The 21,330-nt window shown below is 30.2% G+C and carries 21 protein-coding genes, 1 pseudogene and 2 other annotated features; of the genes and pseudogenes, 9 read left to right on the top strand and 13 right to left on the bottom strand.

The features are described from left to right. The first annotated feature begins 124 nt into the window (after positions 1-124). The 3 genes from B2671_RS02595 (at position 125) to fba (ending at position 2,291) form a co-directional block, all read left to right on the top strand. Positions 125-832, top strand: a complete 708-nt coding sequence (locus B2671_RS02595) for a DUF421 domain-containing protein (protein WP_346869017.1) — start codon at positions 125-127, stop codon at positions 830-832. A 17-nt stretch (positions 833-849) separates the two neighbouring features. Continuing rightward, positions 850-1,230: a DUF4363 family protein gene (locus B2671_RS02590; protein WP_346869016.1), complete on the top strand. Its 381-nt coding sequence runs from the start codon at positions 850-852 to the stop codon at positions 1,228-1,230. Positions 1,231-1,343: 113 nt separating this feature from the next. After that, complete coding sequence (fba, locus tag B2671_RS02585) at positions 1,344-2,291, top strand: class II fructose-1,6-bisphosphate aldolase (RefSeq protein WP_346869015.1); 948 nt, start codon at positions 1,344-1,346, stop codon at positions 2,289-2,291. 46 nt (positions 2,292-2,337) lie between these two features. Here fba and B2671_RS02580 read toward each other — a convergent pair whose 3' ends face one another. After that, entirely contained in the window at positions 2,338-3,378 is a 1,041-nt protein-coding gene (locus tag B2671_RS02580; RefSeq protein ID WP_346869014.1) for a nucleoid-associated protein, read from the bottom strand. Between the two features lie 183 nt (positions 3,379-3,561). On the opposite strand from B2671_RS02580, the gene B2671_RS02575 reads away from it, so the two are divergent. The 5 genes from B2671_RS02575 (at position 3,562) to leuS (ending at position 8,888) form a co-directional block, all read left to right on the top strand. Continuing rightward, positions 3,562-4,110 (top strand): class IV adenylate cyclase, encoded by a 549-nt coding sequence (locus B2671_RS02575; RefSeq protein WP_346869013.1) that lies wholly within the window; start codon positions 3,562-3,564, stop codon positions 4,108-4,110. Further along, on the top strand, positions 4,110-4,991 hold the full coding sequence (locus B2671_RS02570; RefSeq protein ID WP_346869012.1) for a DUF5685 family protein: 882 nt from the start codon (positions 4,110-4,112) through the stop codon (positions 4,989-4,991). Before B2671_RS02575 ends, B2671_RS02570 begins: the two co-directional genes overlap by 1 nt. Further along, positions 4,975-5,595 carry a J domain-containing protein gene (locus B2671_RS02565; RefSeq protein WP_346869011.1) on the top strand — a complete coding sequence of 207 codons (621 nt, stop codon included), beginning with the start codon at positions 4,975-4,977 and terminating at the stop codon, positions 5,593-5,595. The genes B2671_RS02570 and B2671_RS02565 overlap by 17 nt, the downstream gene beginning before the upstream one ends. A 12-nt stretch (positions 5,596-5,607) precedes the next feature. Further along, complete coding sequence (locus B2671_RS02560) at positions 5,608-6,114, top strand: hypothetical protein (RefSeq protein WP_346869010.1); 507 nt, start codon at positions 5,608-5,610, stop codon at positions 6,112-6,114. Between the two features lie 67 nt (positions 6,115-6,181). After that, positions 6,182-6,384, top strand: a binding site (T-box leader). A gap of 65 nt (positions 6,385-6,449) precedes the next feature. After that, complete coding sequence (gene leuS, locus B2671_RS02555) at positions 6,450-8,888, top strand: leucine--tRNA ligase (RefSeq protein ID WP_346869009.1); 2,439 nt, start codon at positions 6,450-6,452, stop codon at positions 8,886-8,888. 36 nt (positions 8,889-8,924) lie between these two features. On the opposite strand, the gene B2671_RS02550 is transcribed toward leuS, so the two are convergent. The 11 genes and pseudogenes from B2671_RS02550 to B2671_RS02500 form a co-directional block, all read right to left on the bottom strand. Then, positions 8,925-9,335: a carboxypeptidase-like regulatory domain-containing protein gene (locus tag B2671_RS02550; protein WP_346869008.1), complete on the bottom strand. Its 411-nt coding sequence runs from the start codon at positions 9,333-9,335 to the stop codon at positions 8,925-8,927. 65 nt (positions 9,336-9,400) lie between these two features. Further along, complete coding sequence (locus B2671_RS02545) at positions 9,401-10,189, bottom strand: GTP pyrophosphokinase family protein (protein WP_346869007.1); 789 nt, start codon at positions 10,187-10,189, stop codon at positions 9,401-9,403. A 102-nt stretch (positions 10,190-10,291) separates the two neighbouring features. Further along, complete coding sequence (locus B2671_RS02540; RefSeq protein WP_346869006.1) at positions 10,292-10,981, bottom strand: metallophosphoesterase; 690 nt, start codon at positions 10,979-10,981, stop codon at positions 10,292-10,294. A gap of 41 nt (positions 10,982-11,022) precedes the next feature. Then, on the bottom strand, positions 11,023-11,289 hold the full coding sequence (locus B2671_RS02535) for an EscU/YscU/HrcU family type III secretion system export apparatus switch protein (protein ID WP_346848949.1): 267 nt from the start codon (positions 11,287-11,289) through the stop codon (positions 11,023-11,025). A 16-nt stretch (positions 11,290-11,305) separates the two neighbouring features. Further along, positions 11,306-12,943, bottom strand: coding sequence for a hypothetical protein (locus tag B2671_RS02530; RefSeq protein ID WP_346869005.1), 1,638 nt, complete (start codon positions 12,941-12,943; stop codon positions 11,306-11,308). Positions 12,944-13,044: 101 nt separating this feature from the next. Beyond that, positions 13,045-14,275 (bottom strand): annotated as a pseudogene (gene tyrS / locus B2671_RS02525) (tyrosine--tRNA ligase). A 102-nt stretch (positions 14,276-14,377) separates the two neighbouring features. Next, positions 14,378-14,602, bottom strand: a binding site (T-box leader). 68 nt (positions 14,603-14,670) lie between these two features. Continuing rightward, a complete protein-coding gene (locus B2671_RS02520) occupies positions 14,671-15,081 on the bottom strand; it encodes a hypothetical protein (RefSeq protein WP_346869004.1) in 411 nt (136 codons plus the stop codon). 286 nt (positions 15,082-15,367) lie between these two features. After that, a complete protein-coding gene (locus B2671_RS02515) occupies positions 15,368-15,571 on the bottom strand; it encodes a heavy-metal-associated domain-containing protein (protein ID WP_035132469.1) in 204 nt (67 codons plus the stop codon). Between the two features lie 132 nt (positions 15,572-15,703). After that, the gene (locus B2671_RS02510; RefSeq protein ID WP_346869003.1) at positions 15,704-18,109 is read right to left on the bottom strand and encodes a heavy metal translocating P-type ATPase; all 2,406 of its coding nucleotides are present in this window, start codon (positions 18,107-18,109) and stop codon (positions 15,704-15,706) included. Between the two features lie 10 nt (positions 18,110-18,119). Further along, complete coding sequence (locus tag B2671_RS02505; RefSeq protein ID WP_346869002.1) at positions 18,120-18,368, bottom strand: metal-sensing transcriptional repressor; 249 nt, start codon at positions 18,366-18,368, stop codon at positions 18,120-18,122. A 144-nt stretch (positions 18,369-18,512) separates the two neighbouring features. Further along, entirely contained in the window at positions 18,513-19,082 is a 570-nt protein-coding gene (locus tag B2671_RS02500; RefSeq protein ID WP_346869001.1) for an ECF transporter S component, read from the bottom strand. A 248-nt stretch (positions 19,083-19,330) separates the two neighbouring features. Here B2671_RS02500 and B2671_RS02495 point away from each other — a divergent pair, with 248 nt between their 5' ends. Continuing rightward, a complete protein-coding gene (locus B2671_RS02495; protein ID WP_346869000.1) occupies positions 19,331-19,501 on the top strand; it encodes a hypothetical protein in 171 nt (56 codons plus the stop codon). Between the two features lie 38 nt (positions 19,502-19,539). Here the strand turns inward: B2671_RS02495 and B2671_RS02490 are convergent, their stop codons facing one another. Further along, positions 19,540-21,135, bottom strand: coding sequence for a peptide chain release factor 3 (locus B2671_RS02490; protein WP_346868999.1), 1,596 nt, complete (start codon positions 21,133-21,135; stop codon positions 19,540-19,542). Positions 21,136-21,330: the final 195 nt, after the last annotated feature.

The raw sequence follows: 21,330 nt of genomic DNA, 5'->3' as shown, positions 1-21,330 counted from the left end.
ATTATATATTTGTATTACTTATTATATTACATAATTGTAAATATGAAACCAACAAACCACAAATAATTTATTATATTCTGTGCATACTATATTTAGCATTATATTAGAAATATAGGTGATATTTATGTTTATACTTATAATTAGAACAGTTATACTATATGTTTATTTAATTTTCATTATGCGAGTTATGGGTAAAAGACAGCTAGGACAGTTAGAACCTGTAGATTTTGTAGTTGCACTAATGATTTCTGAACTTGCAACTCTCCCTATGGGCGATAACCGAATTCCGCTAATATATGCTATAGTTCCTATAACTACTTTAGTTTTTCTTCAAGTAATGACTTCCTTTTTAGAACTTAAAAGTGAACACATTCGCTCTATTCTAAACGGTCAACCTAGTATACTTATAAAAGACGGACTAGTAAATGTGAAGGAATTAAAGCAAGTTAGATATAATCTTGATGACCTTTTAGGTGAGCTTAGACAAAATGGTTATTTTAATTTACAAGAAATACATTACGCAATTTTAGAAACTGATGGTTCTCTGTCTATTGTTCCTTACAAAGACTATGAACCACCTACAAGGGAAGATTTTAATATAAAAATAGAAGATGAGCCTCTTCCCATGCCCGTAATATTAGATGGTGTTATAAACAAGGCCAATCTTAAGTCTATTGAAAAAGATAATTATTGGTTAGAAGAAAAACTCGCTAAAAATAATATTAAAAGTTATAAAGATGTACTCATTGCAATAGTCTATTCAAATAACCAAAAATTCTACTTTCAACTTAAAAATCAAACTAATGTTAGTGATAATGAAAAAGAGAGTTAAGGAGGAGTTTCTATACAATGAAAAACATGATAGCAACATGCATCATATTCTTTCTAATGATATTCATTCTTTTTTTTGCCAGCAAATATATAGTATTAACTTGTGATAAGCTTTTAGATGTTTCGTCAGAAATAGAAGAAAACATAGTAAATGATAATTGGGATGAAAGTTATATGTTGTCTTTTGAATTGTTAAACATCTATGAAGGACACGTGGCAAACTTAACTTTATTTTTAAATCATACAGACTTTGATAACATTTATAGTGAAGTTATAAAGCTTAGTCAATACTCCAAATGTAAAAATAAAGATGAAGCTCTTTCATCTATTCATGTGGTAAAAATTCTAATTAATCAAGTAAAAGAATTAGAATCTATATCAATAGGAAATATTTTTTGATAAGTTCTTGGTTACGATTTCAAAATGTGGTTTTCTATATAGCATTTAACTAAAGATTGAACTATAATAAAATTATAGACTTAATCTTATAAATAGAAGGGTGGAATAATGTTATGGCATTAGTAACTACTAAAGAAATGTTTAAAAAGGCTTTTGAATGCAAATATGCTATAGGAGCTTTTAATATTAACAATATGGAGATAATTCAGGGAATTGTAGATGGAGCTAAAGCTCAAAACTCTGCTGTAATACTTCAATGCTCTAGTGGAGCTATAAAATATATGAGACCAGCTTATTTAAGACATATGGTACTTGCTGCTGTTGAGGAAAGTGGAGTTGATGTAGCTCTTCACCTAGACCACGGCGATTCTTTTGAACTTTGTAAAGAGTGTATAGACAATGGATTTACCTCTGTTATGTTTGATGGTTCTCACTATGATTATGAAGAAAACGTAAGACTTACAAAAGAGGTTGTAGAATATGCTCATGCACATGGAGTTGTTGTAGAAGCTGAACTCGGTAAACTTGCTGGAGTTGAAGATGATGTAAATGTATCTGCTAAAGATGCTACTTACACTGATCCAGACCAAGCAGTTGACTTCGTTAAGAGAACTGGTGTTGATTCATTAGCAATAGCTATTGGAACAAGCCACGGTGCATATAAATTTAAAGGCGAAGCTAAACTTGATTTTGAAAGACTTGAAACTATTACAAGAAAGTTAGAAGAAGCTGGCTTTGAAAAATATCCAATAGTTCTTCATGGTGCTTCTGCTGTAGATCCAAAATATGTTGAAATGTGCAACGAAAATGGTGGAGACATAAAAGGTGCTAAGGGTGTACCTGTAGAAATGTTAAGAAAAGCTTCATCTATGGCTGTTTGCAAAATTAACATGGATACAGACTTAAGACTTTGTGTTACTGGTTCTTGCAGAAAAGTATTTGCAGATAAACCAAGTGAATTTGACCCAAGAAAATATCTTGGAGTTGCAAGAACTAATCTTCAACAATTAGTAGAAGATAAAGTTACAACTGTTTTAGGTTCAATAGACTCAATGAAATAAGATAAAATAAAACATGGAATTTTTATTCCATGTTTTTTTATTCTGGCTACTTTTCAGTGTAATTGATAATATGCTTTATTTTCATATTAATACTACCATCCCCGACTCTTTCAATTTCGAATCTATTAATATCACTATAAGCTTCTTCTGATATATATAGGTCTATATCTTTATCTATTTTTAGCCTAACTCTCTTCAATTTCTTTTCTATCCACTGCTTATCTAAATCTACAGTTTCACTTACTCCACTTTCAATTGCAAAGGTTCTAAAGTTTTCTTTTAGAGACTGATTTTCTTTAAAAACTTCTTCTGCAAAATTATTCAAGTCTATAGAATCTTCTTCTCTGAGCCTCTTCTTAACTTCTCTACGTACTGTTTCTTGTCCTTCTGCATTTTCACTAAGGGCATTTTGAGTCCATTTTTCTGCTACTTTCAAAAACTGCTTTGTCTTATCTCTTTCATTTTCTACTATAGTACAGCCTAAATAATTATCTATAAAATAATTAGCTCCATATTCTTTATTTTCTTTATTGCTTTTACTTTGCTTATCAATTACTAATAAATCATAGGGATTATCACTAGCCATAACCTTAATAAATGCACACTTTTGTATCCTTGAACTACTTGAAGGTAGTCCTGTAAATTGAGGTATTATATCTATTCCAATCTTTCCATCTACAAACTCTACATTGTGCATATAATTTTTAATATAGTCCATCTTAAATATACCTATAAATGCTCCATACTCTGTAGTAAAGGATACAGTAAGCAAATCACAGGATGGTATGCTCCCCTTTGATCTCATCAAGATAAACATCTGACTAGCTAACTCCTTAGATACATTGGTTAGATTGTTTTCTCCATTCAAATATTCTTGACATACTTCCTTTACAATATTTCTCTCCTTATTAAAAATGGCATATTTAAGTTCCTCATCCTTTAAACATCTTTGAATGTGTTTAAAAATAAAAGTATAGACCTCTTCTGTTAATTCTAAGGGATACTCATTTAAAACTGGCTCATCGGAATTGTTATCTAAAATATGAATAATAGCTTCATTTATATTAATTTCATTTATATACTCCATATCTTACCTCCATAAATTTTAGTATACATATCTTTATGTATATTTACTATTCTAGTATATCTACTATAGATTTTTAACAGTATAAGAATAATTATATATTTTTTTTTAACAATATCAATAAAATTTGTTATAATCTTAAACATAAGGTATAATGTCATCATTAAAGAAAAAGGGGTGCTATCCTTGGAAGAAATGGAAACAAGAATCTTAAAGATAGATGTAGATGAAATAAAATCTAAACTTAACAGTTTAGGCTGTGATAAAGTTAAGGATGAAAATCAAGTTAATAACCTCTATGATTTTTCAGATAGAAGACTACTAAGTAAAAAAGGTTATGCTAGAATTAGAATAGTGGAAGATAATTTAAATAATGTAATAATAAATTATATGACTACAAAAAAACTTCTAAGCCAAGAAAAGTATAAGGTTATGGAAGAAAATGAAATTGTTATAGACAATAGCACCATTGGAAGTCAAATCTTCACCTCCCTTGGTCTTGAACTAGTAGAATCAATAAAAAAACATAGAGAAAGTTATAAATATAAGAATTCTCTTATTGAAATTGATATAAATGATAAGAGCTTTTGTCCCTTTCCTTATTTAGAAATAGAATCAACGGATGAGGAAGAAATAAAAGAAATTGTAGCTTTACTTGGATATACTATGGAGGATACCACCGCTAAAACAATCTTTGAAATATTAAATGGAGAAGGATCAGTAAAAGGAGTATAATGTTTGGTTATGTAACACCCTATAAAATGGAATTAAAAATTAAGGACTATGAAATGTTCAAAGCTTACTATTGTGGCTTATGTATATCTATAAAAAATAATTTTTCTAATTTATGCAGAATGACTTTAAATTATGATATGACTTTTTTAGGTATACTTTTGGATAGCTTAGAATACAGTAAACATAAGTATGTAGTTACTAAATGTATAGCTCATCCTATGAAAAAAAGGCCTAAGGTTATAGATAATAGAGCTTTAGATTATGCTGCCTTTTGTAATGTGTCTCTAGTATACTACAAATTATTAGATGATTATAATGATGATAATTCTCTAAGTAAAAAGTTTATTTCTATGTACATAAAAAAATTTATAAATAAATCTAAAGAGGATTTATCTCCAATTTTAGTTAATATAGAAGAAAATATAAAGAAGTTAAGCTTCCTTGAGAAATCCGAAGAAATCATATCTATTGATGAACTCAGTGACCCTTTTGCATCTTTAACAGCTTTTATAGTATCTTACTATTATAAAGATGAGAACTTTTATAATGAACTATATGATTTAGGTTATAATCTAGGGAGATGGATTTATATAATAGATGCCTTTGATGACTTAAAGGAAGATATGGAAAAACATAAATTTAACGCCTTAAACAAAGCCTTCAATGTTGAAAACCTACCCTATGAAGACTTAATTATTAAACAAAGCAGTAGAATAGAGTTTAACTTAATAATGAGTGCAAATTCTACTTCTGAAGCTTTAGATAAACTTCCGATAAATAAAAATAAAGACTTACTATTTAATATATTACAACTAGGACTTATGAATAAAATCGAAACTATAAAATCAAGGAGTGACAAGAAACATGAAAAATCCTTATGAAGTACTTGGAGTTAAAGAAAATGCTTCTCAAGATGAAATCAAAAGGGCCTATAGAGAGTTAGTAAAACAGTATCATCCAGACAAGTATGTTGATAACCCACTAAAAGATTTAGCAGAGGAAAAACTTAGAGAAATAAATGAGGCTTATGATACATTAAGCAAAAAAAATAATTTTAACAGTAGCTCCTCTAACTATGGAAATACTTCTTCAAACTATGGTGGAAGTTCTAATAGCTATAATGATCCCAATCTTCAATCTGTTAGAATTGATATTAATAGAGGAAATATTGGTGGTGCAGAAGCAAAACTTAATACTATAACTAATAGAACTGCAGAATGGAACTTTTTAATGGGGGTTGTTCACCTTAGAAAAGGCTGGTATGACAGTGCAAATAATTTAATAAATACAGCTTGCAAAATGGACCCTAATAACTTTGAATATAGACAAATGCTTAATCAATTAAACCATACACAGAATACCTATAGAAGTAACTATTATGGACAAAGAAATAGCTCTAATGATATGTGTAGTACTTGCTTAAATATTTGGATGTTAGATACATGTTGTGAATGTATGGGTGGAGATTGTATTAGTTGTTGTTAAAAGGAGGTTACTATGAAAGAAAATAAGGCTTCTAATATAGCAAAGGGCGGTATGCTTATTGCTTTGACTCTTATTATCTTGTATGCCGCTAATTTTATTACCTTTAACACTTTATTCTTATTAGGCTTAACTTCAGCACTTATTCCCCTGGGAATACTTATTGCTGATATGAAAACTACTTTATTAGTATATATAGGCTCCTCTGTATTAGCTTATTTCATAATCCCAGACAAAACTCTTTGTATTTTTTATGTGCTAATTTTTGGTCCCTATGGCATAGTAAAATTTCTTATAGAACAAAAAAGAAATGCACCAATAGAAATCGCATTAAAATTAGTTTATTTTAACGCAATAACCTTTATAGCATTTCTTTTATATAAACAATTATTTATGGCTACAATTCAAATGCAATACCCTTTAATAATTATATTTATAGGTGGAAATATAGCCTTCTTTATATTTGACTACGTTCTTACGGTATTCATAAATAGTGTGAGAACTAAAAAATTTAAAATTTAGGGATATGATATTCAAATCCCTTGACATTTACTTAACTCTTAATGTATAATTTTTAAAAACTTAATTATTTATTGCAGTGATGAGGAGTAGTAATATAATTACTTATTTGAAGAGAGCTACAGCTTGGTGTAATGTAGTAATAAGCTTATATGAACTTGCCTAGGAGCTTACTTGTTAAAAGCAAGTACGGATTTAACCGTTATATTATCAAGGGAGACCTTTATGGTCTAAATAGAGTGGTACCGCGGAATTATAGTTTTCGTCTCTTTCATAAGAGATGAAAGCTTTTTTTATTTAAAATAATATTTGATATTTATCAAACAAGGAGGATTACTATGGCTAAATATGGAACTGCTACAGATAAAAGATGGCAGGATAAATGGGAAGAAACAAACCTATATAAATTTGATGAAAACAATATGAATAAAAAATTATACGTTCTTGAAATGTTCTCATACCCTTCAGGAAGCCAATTACATGCAGGACACTGGTTTAACTACGGACCAGTAGATTCATGGGCTAGAATGAAGAGAATGCAAGGATATAACGTATTCCAACCAATGGGCTTTGATGCTTTTGGTCTTCCAGCAGAAAACTTTGCAATTAAAACTGGAATACATCCTAAAGATTCCACAGATAAAAATATTAAAACTATGGAAAAACAACTTAAAGCAATGGGTGCAATGTTCAACTGGGAAAATGAAGTTGTTACTTGCAGACCAGATTATTATAAGTGGACCCAATGGTTATTCTTAAAATTGTATGAAAAAGGTCTTGCTTACAGAAAAAATGCTCCAGTAAACTGGTGCCCTAGCTGTAACACAGTACTTGCAAATGAGCAAGTTGTAGAAGGTCATTGTGAAAGATGTGAAAGTGAAGTAACAAAGAAAAACTTAACTCAATGGTTCCTTAAAATCACAGACTATGCAGATGAGCTTTTAGAAAAACTTGATGGTCTTGATTGGCCAGAAAAAACTAAAGCTATGCAAAAGCACTGGATTGGAAGATCAACTGGTTCAGAAGTAACTTTTAAAGTTAAGGATTCTAATATTGAATTCAACACATTTACCACAAGAGTTGATACTTTATTTGGAGTTAGCTACGTTGTTCTTGCTCCTGAAAATGAATTAGTTGAAAAGCTTACTACAGAAGAAAATAAGGCTGCTATTGAAGCTTATAAAGAAACATCTGCAAAGCAAAGTGATATAGAAAGACAATCTATCTCTAGAGAAAAAACAGGAGTATTCACTGGTTCCTATGCTATAAATCCTATAAATGGCCGTGAGATTCCAATATGGGTTGGAGACTATGTACTTAATACTTATGGTACAGGTGCAGTAATGGCAGTTCCAGCTCATGATGACCGTGACTATACTTTTGCACAAAAATATAATCTTCCTATAGGGAGAGTTATAGAAGGTGTAGATGCTCTTCCATTCACTGAATATGGTCCAATGATGAATAGTGGAAAATTTAATGGTCTTAAGGGAGAAGAAGCTAAGGATGCAGTGGTTGCAGAGCTTGAAAAGTTAGGTCTTGGTAAAAAACAAGTTAACTACAGACTACGTGACTGGTTAGTTTCTAGACAAAGATATTGGGGTGCTCCAATTCCAATGATTCATTGTGATAAGTGTGGAACTGTTCCAGTGCCAGAAGCTCAATTACCTGTAGAACTTCCATACAATGTAGAGTTTGCACCAGATGGAAAATCTCCACTTGCAAAATCTGAAGACTTTATAAATGTAACTTGTCCTAAGTGTGGATGTGCTGCACACCGTGATGAAGATACTTTAGATACCTTTGTATGTTCATCTTTCTATTATTTGAGATATGCAGATAATAAAAATAGTGAAAAAGTATTTGATAGTGAAATAATAAATAAGATGCTTCCAGTAGATAAATATGTAGGTGGCCCTGAACATGCTTGTATGCACCTTCTATATGCAAGATTTATCACTAAGGCTCTTAGAGATATGGGACTTCTAACCTTTGATGAACCATTTCTATCATTAACTCATCAAGGCTTAATCTTAGGACCAGATGGACAGAAAATGAGTAAATCTAAAGGTAATACAATATCTCCTGATGACTACATTAAAGAGTATGGCTCTGATGTGTTTAGAATGTACCTAATGTTTGGATTTGGATACACTGATGGCGGCGCTTGGAGTGATGATGGATTAAAATCTATTGGTAGATTTGTAGATAGAATAGAAAGAACCCTTGATACATCAATTCCAGAAATCAACTGTAATAAGTCTTCTAAAAATGTAATAGAAGCACCTGAAAAAGAGCTTAACTTCTGGAGACACTTTGCAATTAGAGGTGTTAGTGAGGATGCTGAAAAGCTTCAATTCAACACTGCCATTGCAAGACTTATGGAGCTTACCAATGCTCTTAATAAGTACCTAAATGAAGCTGTTAAAAATACTGATTTCTTAAAAGAAGTATTAGTTGATTATATTAAGCTTTTAGCTCCTTTTGCTCCTCACTTCAGTGAAGAACAATGGGAAAACCTTGGGATGGGCTACTCAGTATTTAATGAAAAGTGGCCGGAATTTAATCCAGCTGCTTTAGTTAAAGATGAAGTAGAAATTGCTATTCAAATTAATGGTAAAATTAAAGCAAAAATAAATGTCGCAACCTCTTCTTCTGAGGATGAAATAAAAGAAGCATCTTTAAATGATGAAACAATAAAATCTAACCTTGAAGGAAAAACTGTAAGAAAAGTTATAGTTATTAAAGGTAGACTTGTAAATATAGTAGCTAATTAATCTAATTATAAAAAACAGAGGAAAATATCCTCTGTTTTATTTTTCACTATGATTTATTGGTAATTTTCTTTCACTATTATCAGAATTTTTACCTTCTCTTATGGTTATGCAACTATGTCTTGCCTCTTTATCTTTTATGGTAATAGGCCTAACATAAATATCATCATGCCATATTTTTATTAGATAGGTCTTATTTGGTGGTAATGGACCAAATAAAAATTGACCATATTCATCTGTAAAAGTATGGGTTATAGGTAATATACTTAATGGGTCATTTGGATCTTCAAGTATGATTAACTTTACTACTGCATCACTAATTGGTTTATTATTCTTATCAATTACTCTACCATAGATAACACTTCTGTTATCATCACCAGTTTCAACCTTAGCATCTACATACTTATCTCCATAAGTAGTTGATTGAAATTTAATTAATTGCTCACTCATTTTATACCTCATGAAATATTGCTTATATCATCATATGAGGAATATAAAACTTTTGTACCAATGAATTATTTGTACCTTTCAAGAACCTTTTTAGTTTCTTCTAATAGGCTTGTAAGTTCAAATACATCTCCTACTTCTAATAACTTATTAAGCTCTTCTGTAAACCTTGATGCTTCTCCAGTTTTCCCTAGGGAAGATATAGTTAATATATTTTCCACTATATTACTTACTAAAGAAGATTTTACCTCAAATAGCTTTTGAGCATCCTTTATTTCATCTTTTATTGCTAACATTTCTGTATCTAAGTTAAAGGCTGCATCTGCTGCATTTTTAAGCTTTCCTTTAATGTCTATTGGTATAGCATGCTTATATTTATAGTTTAAAGAATGTTCCACTGTAGCCCAGAAGTTCATTGCCAAAGTTCTTATTTGAAATTCAGCAAGCACTTCACACATTCCAGATGCCATATTTACTGGATACTTTATAATCATATGGTAACTTCTATAACCACTAGATTTTACATTAGTAACATAATCTTTTTCATAAATTATATGCATGTCTTTTCTTTCACGTATTATATTTACTACTTTATCTATATCATCTACAAATTGGCACATGATTCTCAGTCCAGCAATGTCTTCCATTTCATACTGGATTCTATCTAAAGGTATATCAAATTTATTAGCTTTCTCTAGTATACTGGAAACCTCTTTAACCCTACCCGTTACAAATTCAATAGGTGAGTATTCATTTTTCTTTCTTAATTCTCTTCTTATACTTCTAAACTTTACTTTTAATTCCTCTACTGCTTGGTCGTATGGAATTAAAAAACTCTTCCACTCAATAACTGCCATATATGTCATTCCTTTACTAACCAATTCTATTAATCCGTATTTAATTATATCATATAATGGTATTTTTTATGGTATTTTATATGACTTTTATTGAATTTTTTATTAATCTAAAATCTTAATAGGAGCAAAATCTATATAATCACAGGATGTTAAAATATACTCAACCCCATCTTTTTCTCCTTCAAAAACATTTAAAAGTCCTCCACCATGAAGATGTCCATAGATTACCTTATCCACTTTATATTCCTTAAACATTTCTAAAAATTCATTTTCCTGCATATTAGGAAATATAGGTGGATAATGAATCATACATATTATTTTTTTAAAACCACTTTTTATGGCTGCATCTATGGAAAATCTTAATCTTATAAGTTCTCTATCATAGATTTTTTTATCGTGAGAATTAAATTTGGGATTATTCTTTAAAATCCATCCCCTACTTCCACATATAGCATAATCCTCATATACGAAAAAATTATTTTGGATAAACTCCATTCTCTGAAACATAGAATTAAGCTTAGTAATTCCAGTCCACCAATAGTCATGGTTTCCCCTAACAAATATTTTTCTCCCCGGAAGATTATTTATAAATTCTAAATCAGCCTTGCCATTTTCCATATTCATAGACCATGAAATATCCCCTGCTACTAATACTGTATCTTCATCCTTCACAATTCTATTCCAATTTTCTTTTATTTTTTCATCATGATTGCTCCACTTTTCCCCAAATATATCCATAGGCTTTTCTCCTGTGGAGGCTAGATGAAGATCTGAAATTGCATATAATGCCACTTAACCACCTACTATCTATTTCATAATCTTTTTATTTAAATTTATTTGTACTTATTATCTATCTCCATAACATAGGCTATAACCTTTGCCACTACATCATAAAGCTCATAAGGAATCTCACTATCTATATCCACTTTAGTAAGCATATCTGCTAATTCATCATTATATACAATAGGTACATCACTTTTTTCTGCTTCTTCAAGAATTTTATCAGCTACATTACCCATACCTGCTGCTGTAACCTTTGGAGCATTCTGCCCATATTCATATTTTAAAGCCGCTGCTTTTTTTCTCTTTCTATCTTCCATATAAGCACACTCCTAGCTAAACTCTAGTATTAATTGTAGTGAAATCATCATCTTCAAAGAAACTTCTGCAATTTGAAAAAGAAAAATCATGTTTTTTCTCTTTTATAAAAATATTAAACATATACTTACTATCCATTAAGTCGTTAATTAACTTCCCCTTAAATCTTTCTAATGTCTTTACATATGTGGCTTCACTTTCTATTTCAATAGTGGCCGAATTTTTATTAACAGTTAAATAAGCATCTACTTTTTCCATATTTACAGTGGCTACACTAGCCGCTATTTTAATATTTTCAGTATCTAACTTTTTTCCTTTACTTCTTTCATCCTTAATAATTAGCTTACAATCATATTCCTTATCTTTCATATCCAGTGGAACATTGAGAAAATAATAATTATTATTTATTGTATTAAACATTTTAAACTCTTGAAACTTGGTTTCTAAGTTTTGAATCACATTATTAAAAGTACTAGTTTCTTTCTGGGATAACTTAATTAATTCCAATAAATCATTTTTTATAAAGGATATCTTTTCTCTTAATTCATCCTTTACCATAGTGCTGGTTATACTTCTATCTACCATGACATCTGATTTAAGCTGCTTAAAGAGTTTATTAGTGCTATCTACTTCGTCCTTGCCGTGAGATGCCACTTTCACCAGTAGATCATCTTCATCATTGACTATTCCTATTGTTCTTTCATTTATAATATCATTAGAATGCTTTCCTTCTTTGTTTATCATCTTTTCTGATGATAATATAACTTCTTTACTTTCTAAGCTTTCATTTATTGATACCATAGGTTGAGAACTATCTTTTTTAGAATACATTAATTTATCGCCTTCATTGAAAGTTGAATTTCTATTAACAATAACTTCTCCCTGTGTATCTTTATTAATATTGCCAATAATCTGCTCTTTAATAACATTGGTAGTTTCCTTTATCTCTGGTAAAATACTGTATTCATTAGAGATAACCTTTGAAAAAGCTTTGATATTATGTTCATTTAGCTTTATATCTAGAGCTTTCATAACAAATACATCATCTATCTTTAAATTCTTAATTTCATTTAAAACTCTACCTAAAGTTTCTTTTATTTGTTTAGCTTCAGAACTATTATTTTGTATTCCTTTAGCTTCTATAAATTTATCAATAAATTTATTTAAATCCTTAGGAGAATTATTGCTTTGATCTATAAATTCCTTAAGTCCCTTAATTTCTAAAAGATTTTCTTCTGTAATTGGAATATTGTTCTTAAGCATAGATTTTAATATAGGCACATCCTCTTTGCCTACTGGAAAATCTAAATTCTTAAGGAGTTCTTCCATTAATGGATCTTTAATAGCTGAGTCACCATTGTTCCCAAGGCTATCTATAACATTTGATTCTAATATACTAAGAAGGAATTTTCCTCCTTCAAATCCATCTAGTTGAAATTTAAACATATAATCATCTAAATTTTCTTGAAGTATTTCTCCATCTACCCTTGCCGGAAATACTCTTCCATCAAGTAACTTTATTATAACATCAGTTGTACTTCCCTCTAACCTTAAAATTCTAGCAGAAAATGAATCTCCTTTTTTAAAGGTGAGCTTGTTAAAATCATCTCTTGTTGTATAGTTTTGTACCATATTAATTTTCCATACATTTGACATAGACTTCACCCCCTATTAAACTAATCGTATCATTTTCATTTTAGTGAAGTATATTACAAAAACAATGAGTATACCATTAGGCATACTCATAAATTTTTTTACTAAGCTATCACTAATTTATAAAATTTTTTCTTTCCTCTTTTTATTAAGGCATATCCATCCTTTTCTAGGTAGCTTTCATTAAATGTTTCATTAACATCTTCTATTTTTATATCATTTATAGTAAGTCCACCTTGCTCTATAAGTCTTCTTCCTTCTTTCTTAGATGGAACAATACCTGTTTGTGCTATTATATCAAGAATTAAAGCAGATTTCATATCTTCAGCAATTTCTACTGTAGGTACATTGCTCATGTCTACTCCACCACTAAATAGAGCTTCTGCAGCCTTTTTAGCTCCCTCTGCTTCTTCTTCTCCATGGATTAGTTTTGTAACCTCATAAGCAAGAACCTTTTTAGCTTCATTAATTTCTGCTCCTTCTAAAGCTGAAAGTCTTCTTACTTCATCCATTGGAACAAATGTTAGTAGGCATAGACACTTCTCCACATCTGCATCATCAATATTTCTCCAGTACTGGTAGAATTCAAATGGTGATGTTTTATTAGGATCAAGCCATACTGCTCCATTGGCTGTTTTACCCATCTTATTTCCTTCACTATTTGTAAGTAGTGAACATGTCATACCATAAGCTGATTTACCTTCTTTTCTTCTGATAAGTTCCATTCCAGCTAATATATTTGACCACTGGTCATCTCCACCTAATTCCATTGTGCAATCATATTTTTTATTCAATACGTAGAAATCATATCCTTGCATTAACATGTAGTTAAACTCTAGGAATGACAATCCTTTTTCTAATCTTTGTTTAAAGCACTCAGCAGTAAGCATTCTATTAACTGAGAAGTGTGAACCTATATCTCTTATAAAATCCACATAATTTAAATCTAAAAGCCAGTCTGCATTATTTTCTAAGATTGCTTTATCATCACTAAAGTCTATTAGCCTTGAAAGTTGACCCTTTATACAAGATATATTGTGATCAATTTCCTCTTTAGTTAGCATTTTNNCTCATATCTGTTCTACCTGATGGATCACCTATCATTGCAGTACCACCACCAACTAAAGCTATGGGTCTATGCCCTGCCTTTTGCATATGAGACATAAACATCATAGCAATAAAGTGTCCTATATGAAGACTATCTGCTGTGGGATCAAATCCTATATAAAAAGCTACCTTTTCCTTTGCAAATATTTCTTTCATTTCTTCTTCATGTGTTAATTGTTTTAAAAATCCACGTTCCTTTAAAACGTCATATACATTGTAATTTTCCATAATTTCCTCCAACATCTTATAGTTTTTTACTTTAATCTTCGGCTATAATTTCAATTTTAACAAATATAATTAAGAAACTAAAAAAGTCCCTAGTATAAAAATACTAGGGACGAAAATTTCCGTGGTACCACCCAAATTTATAATTTAAAATCTTTAAAAGAATTTAAATCATTCTCTTCCTTAATAACGTTAGGAAACCGTAACAGCCTACTACTACTTCGACCTAAGACTCTAAAATGTATTTCATTAAAATCCTTTACTGATTTACACCACCCATCAGCTCTCTTTAAAATTCATTTAATTACTTCTTTTCTTCATCGTCTCTTACTATATTCTATTTTAAATACATATTACTATTATTATTATCATTTTTCAAGAGTAAATACTAATTTTCTCTAAACAACATATTTTTTAATAGTATCTGGTATATTATTTTCTTCACAACTAACGTTGGCATAAAAGTCAACTTTAAATTTTTCTGATAAATATTCTAATTTATTTAGTATTGAACTAAAATCATCCGCATCATTGCATATGTCACTCAAAATACCGTCTATAAATATACTTTCCACATCATAGTCCTTAGATATTATGCCACATATAAAACCGTAAAAGTCTTTATAATTATGAATATTAAAGTCTTTAGAACATATAAACCTTATGTTCTTATGAATACATAGGAGTCCTCTTGTGTCATCATCGATATACACTAGATTTCCTTTTGAGCTACTTACCTTTGAATTAGCTAAATTCATTAATGCTTTTGTTTTCCCAGAGCCTTTTTCTTTACAAAATACTTGAATCATTTTAAACGCCCCCAAACTTTTTAATAAAATACATTAACTTTAATAGTTATATTATATAATATTCAGAATATTTAATCAACAGTTCCTGTCAACTTATATATTTCTGTTATTTTAATTATATGTGAATAATTAGTACATTATTATTATTTTATATACATAATAGATTATTCTTAAATATACCTTCTTAAAACCATAAGTAATAAAAATGCCTTAAAGTTTACTTTCATAAAAATCCAGTAAACTTTAAGACGTTTATTATTTTTCTGTTATATACTTTATAGTAATTTTATTCTATGCCTACTACATCATATCCTTCTTCTTCTATAGTAGCTTTTAAAACATCATTACTTTCAGTAGCTTCTACTAAAGCATATTTTCCCTCTAAATTAACTTCTACTTCTGAAACTCCAGCTAACTCTTCTAGAGCATTTTTTACGTGAGCTACACAGTTTTTACAGCTCATTCCTTCAATTAATATTTTCTTTTTCATTACTTTCTCCTCCTAAAATATATATTAGTATGATAATTTAATATTATCATTAAAATTATCAAATGCCTTTAAACCCTGATAAACAGAACAAATAGTTAACTATTTATATAGTTTCCTATATAAATAGGAATATTAAGCTTTAAATCTTCTAAGTCTCAATGCATTTAATAATACTGATACTGAACTTAGACTCATAGCTCCTGCAGCTATCATAGGATTTAATAATGGCCCACCAAAAATGTGTAATACTCCCATGGCTACTGGTATTCCTAATACGTTATAACCAAAGGCCCAGAATAAATTTTCCTTTATATTTTTAATAGTTGCTTTGCTTAGCTTTATTGCTGATATTACATCCATTAAGTCACTTCTCATAAGAACTATATCTGCTGATTCAATAGCTACATCTGTTCCCGATCCTATTGCTATTCCTATATCAGCCTGTGCAAGGGCTGGAGCATCATTAATACCATCACCAACCATGCCTACTCTATTTCCATCAACTTGAAGCTTTTTCACTTCATTTGCTTTATCCTCTGGTAAAACTTCTGATAATACTATATCTATACCAACTTGTTTTGCAATTGCATCTGCCGTTCTCTTATTATCTCCAGTTATCATTGCTACTTTTATACCCATTTTATGCAGACTTTCTATAGCATTTTTACTACTTGCTTTAACAGTATCTGCTACAGCTATAATTCCAGCAGCATTTCCATCTATAGCTATATACATTGGTGTTTTTCCCTCTGAAGCTAATCTATCAGAAGTTTCATCTAAACTTGAAATATTAATGTTTTTTTCCATCATAAGTTTTTTATTTCCTAGAAGAATAGATTTTTTATCTATTTCTACTTCTATACCGTGTCCTGGAATAGCATTAAATTTATCAATTGCTTTAAGGCTCAAACCTTTTTCCTCTGCATCTTTAACAATAGCTTCACCAAGTGGATGCTCTGATCCCTTCTCAGCACTAGCTGCTAAAATAAGAATTTTTTCCTCTGATTCACCATTAGTTATAATATCTGTAACCTTGGGTTTTCCCTCTGTTATAGTTCCTGTTTTATCAAATATTATGGTTTTTAATTTATAAGTAGTCTCTAATGGTTCTCCACCCTTAATTAAAACACCATTTTCAGCACCCTTTCCTGTTCCCACCATAATGGCAGTTGGAGTAGCAAGACCTAAAGCACATGGGCAGGCAATAACCAGTACTGCAATAAATATAGTAAGAGAAAATATAGGTGTTTCACCAGCAATCAACCAACCCACTGAAGCAATTATAGCAAGACCTATAACTACAGGTACAAAGTAGGCTGATATAACATCTGCTAGTTTAGCAATAGGCGCTTTTGAACCTTGAGCATCTTCTACTAGCTTAACTATTTGCGCAAGAGCAGTATCTCTACCAACTCTAGTGGCCTTATACTTAATAAATCCTGTTTTATTAATACTAGCCCCTATTACACTACTTCCCATAGATTTTTCAACGGGTATGCTCTCTCCTGTAAGCATTGATTCATCTATAGATGTATTTCCTTCTATAACTTCTCCATCTACTGGCAACTTTTCACCTGGTTTAACTAGTACTATATCACCAACTATAACCTCTTCTACAGGTACTACAATTTCTTTGTTATCTCTAATTATAGTTGCTGTTTTAGGAGCTAACTCCATTAAAGCCTTTATAGCTTGAGAGGTTTTACCTTTAGATACTGCTTCTAAATATTTACCTAAGGTTATTAAGGTTAGTATTACCGCAGCAGATTCAAAATATAGATGCATTGCATACTCATGATCTCCTTGCATTATTTTATATATAGCAAATATACCATATATAAAAGCAGCCAAAGTTCCTATGGATATTAATGAGTCCATATTAGGACTTAGTTTAACTAAATTTTTAAGTCCTACCTTATAAAACTTATATCCAGCTATCATTACTGGTAATGTTAGTATCAACTGAATTAATGCAAAGTTTAAAGGATTTGTCATAGGGTCTATTATAGATGGAAGATGCATCCCTACCATGTGACCCATTGTTATAATTAGTAGTGGAACTGTAAAAACTAGAGAAGATATGAACCTTGTAAGTAATTTACTAGCTTCACTTTTTTTCTCTCCTTGTTTTTCCTTATCTTTTACTTCCTCTTTAATTAACTTATAACCTGCTTTATCTACCGCTGCTTTTATATCACCATAGGATATCTCATCTTCATTCACTTTAATAGTAAGCTTCTCTGTGGCAAAATTTACCGTAGCATTTTCTACTCCATCTAATTTTTTAGTTACTCTTTCTACTCTATTTGCACAGGCAGAACAAGTCATGCCTTCTACTTTAAAATTGTAGGTTTTTCCATTTTTCTTTACGCCATACCCGGCTTTAACTACAGCTTCCTCTATCTTTTGAGAATTTAAATTTTCCTTATTAAAATCTACAGTTAAAGTTTCTGTAGCAAAATTTACATTTGCTTTTTCAACCCCCTCTAACTTACTAATTGCTCTCTCTACTCTATTTGCACAAGCAGAACAAGTCATACCTTCTATTTTAAATGATTTNNCTTATTTCCACAATCTTTTCATCCATATTATTATTTATTGCTGCATCCTTAACACAATGATTTAAGTGTCCTTTTAGAATTTCTAAGTTTGATTTCTTTAATAAAGCTTGTGATGCTAAGATTTGATTAGAAATATCGATACAATACCGCCCATCTTCTATCATTTTGATAATCCCATCTATCTGACCCCTTGCTGTTTTTAATAATTGTAAAGCTTTTTTTCTTTCTTCACTCATTTTTTACCTCCCCTCCCCCCTTAGGGGGTATATCTACATAATAGTACTTGATTTATATATTGTCAATAGATTATTTTTTTAATTTAATTTAGTTTACCCCAAAATAAAAAAAATAAAGCACCACCTTTAGTGATGCTCTATCTATTATAAATATTTAGCTAAATATTTTTTTAACGGTATGGAAAGTGGCAATGCTATAGCAATTCCCCCTGCTACTTGAAGTATATTAGCTGGTATATCCTTTAAAGCCACTATAAATCCTTGTCCAATAGTTGGTATTCCATATACAAAGTAATTTAAGCACCCTCCAGCAAGAAAATATCCCAAAATCATAACTATTCCTGCTACAATGAATGCAAATAAGTTATTCCAAAATTTATCTCCTTGATAATCACCTCTATAGACTATAGCTCCTGCTATATATGCCATGACTCCTTTTATAATAAAGGTAAATGGTGCCCATATATAGTATGGAGAAAACAAATCAAAAAATGTCATACCTATAGCAGCAGCCACAGCTCCTCTTTTTTTTCCTAGTAAGATGGCACATAAAAATAGTACTGCATCACCTATATGTAAAACTGCATTGTCTCCCACTGGTATAGCTATAACTGCAGTTGCGATATATGTTAACGCTGCCATAAGTCCTATTTGAACTATTTCAATGATTCTAAAACTATTTCTCGATGCTTTTATTGATGCCTTTTCTTTCATTTAAAGTCCCCCTTTATGATTATGCAATATTGTACCCATACAACAAATTCAGTATCCATACAATTAAATTATACATTAAATCTAAAGAATTTCAACCTTATTTTTTAATATAAAAGAATAATATTAAATATTTTACACAAAATAATTTTACCTTTGACTTTCAGATCTTATAATCCTATATATTTTTGAGAAAATAGTCAAAAGATCTAACTTATTACTTTACTTGGATGTAGAAAGGATTGACATATATGATGTATCTTCGTTGGTTTGGTAGCTTTTTACTATTGGTAGTTTTAATTGGTTTATTTTTTGTTATGGGAGGAAATTTAATTAATTTGATAATTGCAGTAGCTCTTCTAACTATTGCCATGGACTACATAGAAGAATACCTAACTGTAAAAAATAAATTTAATAGATAAATAAAAAATTCCTCAAAAAAATTTGAGGAATTTTTCTATTATTCACCTTTACTAATATTAGATAAAACTAAGCCCTTATTGTGATCTAGTGCCCAACTAATACCCCAATCATTTTGGAATATAAGTAAGTCTCTATCTTTAATATCCTTAACAACTTTAGAATCACTTGTTAAACTTAAATCATCAACTTTACCTTCTAAAGCTTCAATCCATCTAATATTTCTATATGGAAGCATATCCATTTTTATATCTACATTATATTCATTTTTTAATCTAAATTCTAAAACTTCAAATTGAAGAACTCCTACAACTCCTACTATAATTTGTTCTGTTCCAATGTGAAGTTCTTTAAATACTTGAATTGCTCCCTCTTGGGCTATCTGTGTTACACCCTTTATAAACTGTTTTCTCTTCATAGTATCTACAGTTCTAACCCTTGCAAAGTGTTCTGGTGCGAAGGTTGGAATTCCTTCAAATTTAAACTTCTTGCTTGGTGAACAAAGGGTATCACCTATACTAAATATACCTGGATCAAATACTCCTATAATATCTCCAGCATAAGCATTATCAACAATTTCTCTATCTTGAGCTAAAAATTGTTGAGGTTGTGCTAGCTTTATTTTATTTCCACCTTGAACATGATAAACTTCCATACCTTTTTCAAATTGACCTGAACATATTCTCATAAAAGCTATTCTATCTCTATGAGCCTTATTCATATTAGCTTGAATTTTAAACACAAAAGCAGAAAAGTTATCATCTGTTGCCTCTATCTTTCCTATATCAGAATTTCTTCCTAATGGGGTTGTAGTTAACTTTAAGAAGTTCTCTAAAAATGGTTCTACACCAAAATTAGTTAAAGCACTACCGAAAAATACAGGGGTAAGTTCTCCAACTCTCACCTTTTCTTCATCAAAGGCATCTCCAGCTATATCTAATAATTCTATGTCCTCAAGTAACTTTTCATATAGACTATCGGTTATAGCCTCTCTAGCTTGTGATTCATCTTCTAAATCTATAACAGTCTCACTTACTTCTAACTGCCCATGATCTCCAGCTTTAAAAATTTGAATTTGTTTATTATTTCTATCATAAACACCTTTAAAGTGCATACCTGTACCTATAGGCCAGTTTATTGGATATGATTTTATACCCAATTCATTTTCTATCTCTTCCATAAGTTCAAAAGGGTCTCTTGTTTCTCTATCCATCTTATTTACAAAAGTAAATATTGGAATATCTCTCATACTACAAACATGAAATAGCTTTCTGGTTTGATCCTCTACCCCTTTTGCTCCATCAATAACCATTACTGCACTATCTGCAGCCATAAGTGTTCTATATGTATCTTCACTAAAGTCCTGGTGTCCTGGGGTATCTAATATATTTATACAATATCCTTCATATCCAAACTGCATTACTGAAGATGTAACGGAAATTCCTCTCTTCTTCTCAATTTCCATCCAGTCAGAAACAGCATGCTTAGATGTCTTTCTTGCCTTAACAGATCCTGCTAGTCTTATTGCTCCCCCATATAAAAGTAATTTTTCAGTAAGCGTAGTTTTACCTGCATCTGGGTGGGAAATTATAGCAAAGGTTCTTCTTTTCTCTATCTCCTTTATATAATCACTCATTACCTTAACTCCTTTATTTAAATTTAAAATTATCTTCAATTTATATAGTATCTCTTTTTAGCACATTTTATATAATACCATATTAATTAATATAAACACAAATATTATTAATGTTTTTATGTATATCACATTTAAAATTAATACTAAAATTTTAGTTTAAATATCATACTAAATTTAACATTTTCAATTAAATTC

It is taken from the genome of Clostridium sp. UBA5119 (genome assembly GCF_002414285.1).
Classification (GTDB): Bacteria; Bacillota; Clostridia; order Clostridiales; family Clostridiaceae; genus Clostridium_J; species Clostridium_J sulfidigenes.
This window is presented reverse-complemented; position numbering and strand designations above follow the sequence as displayed.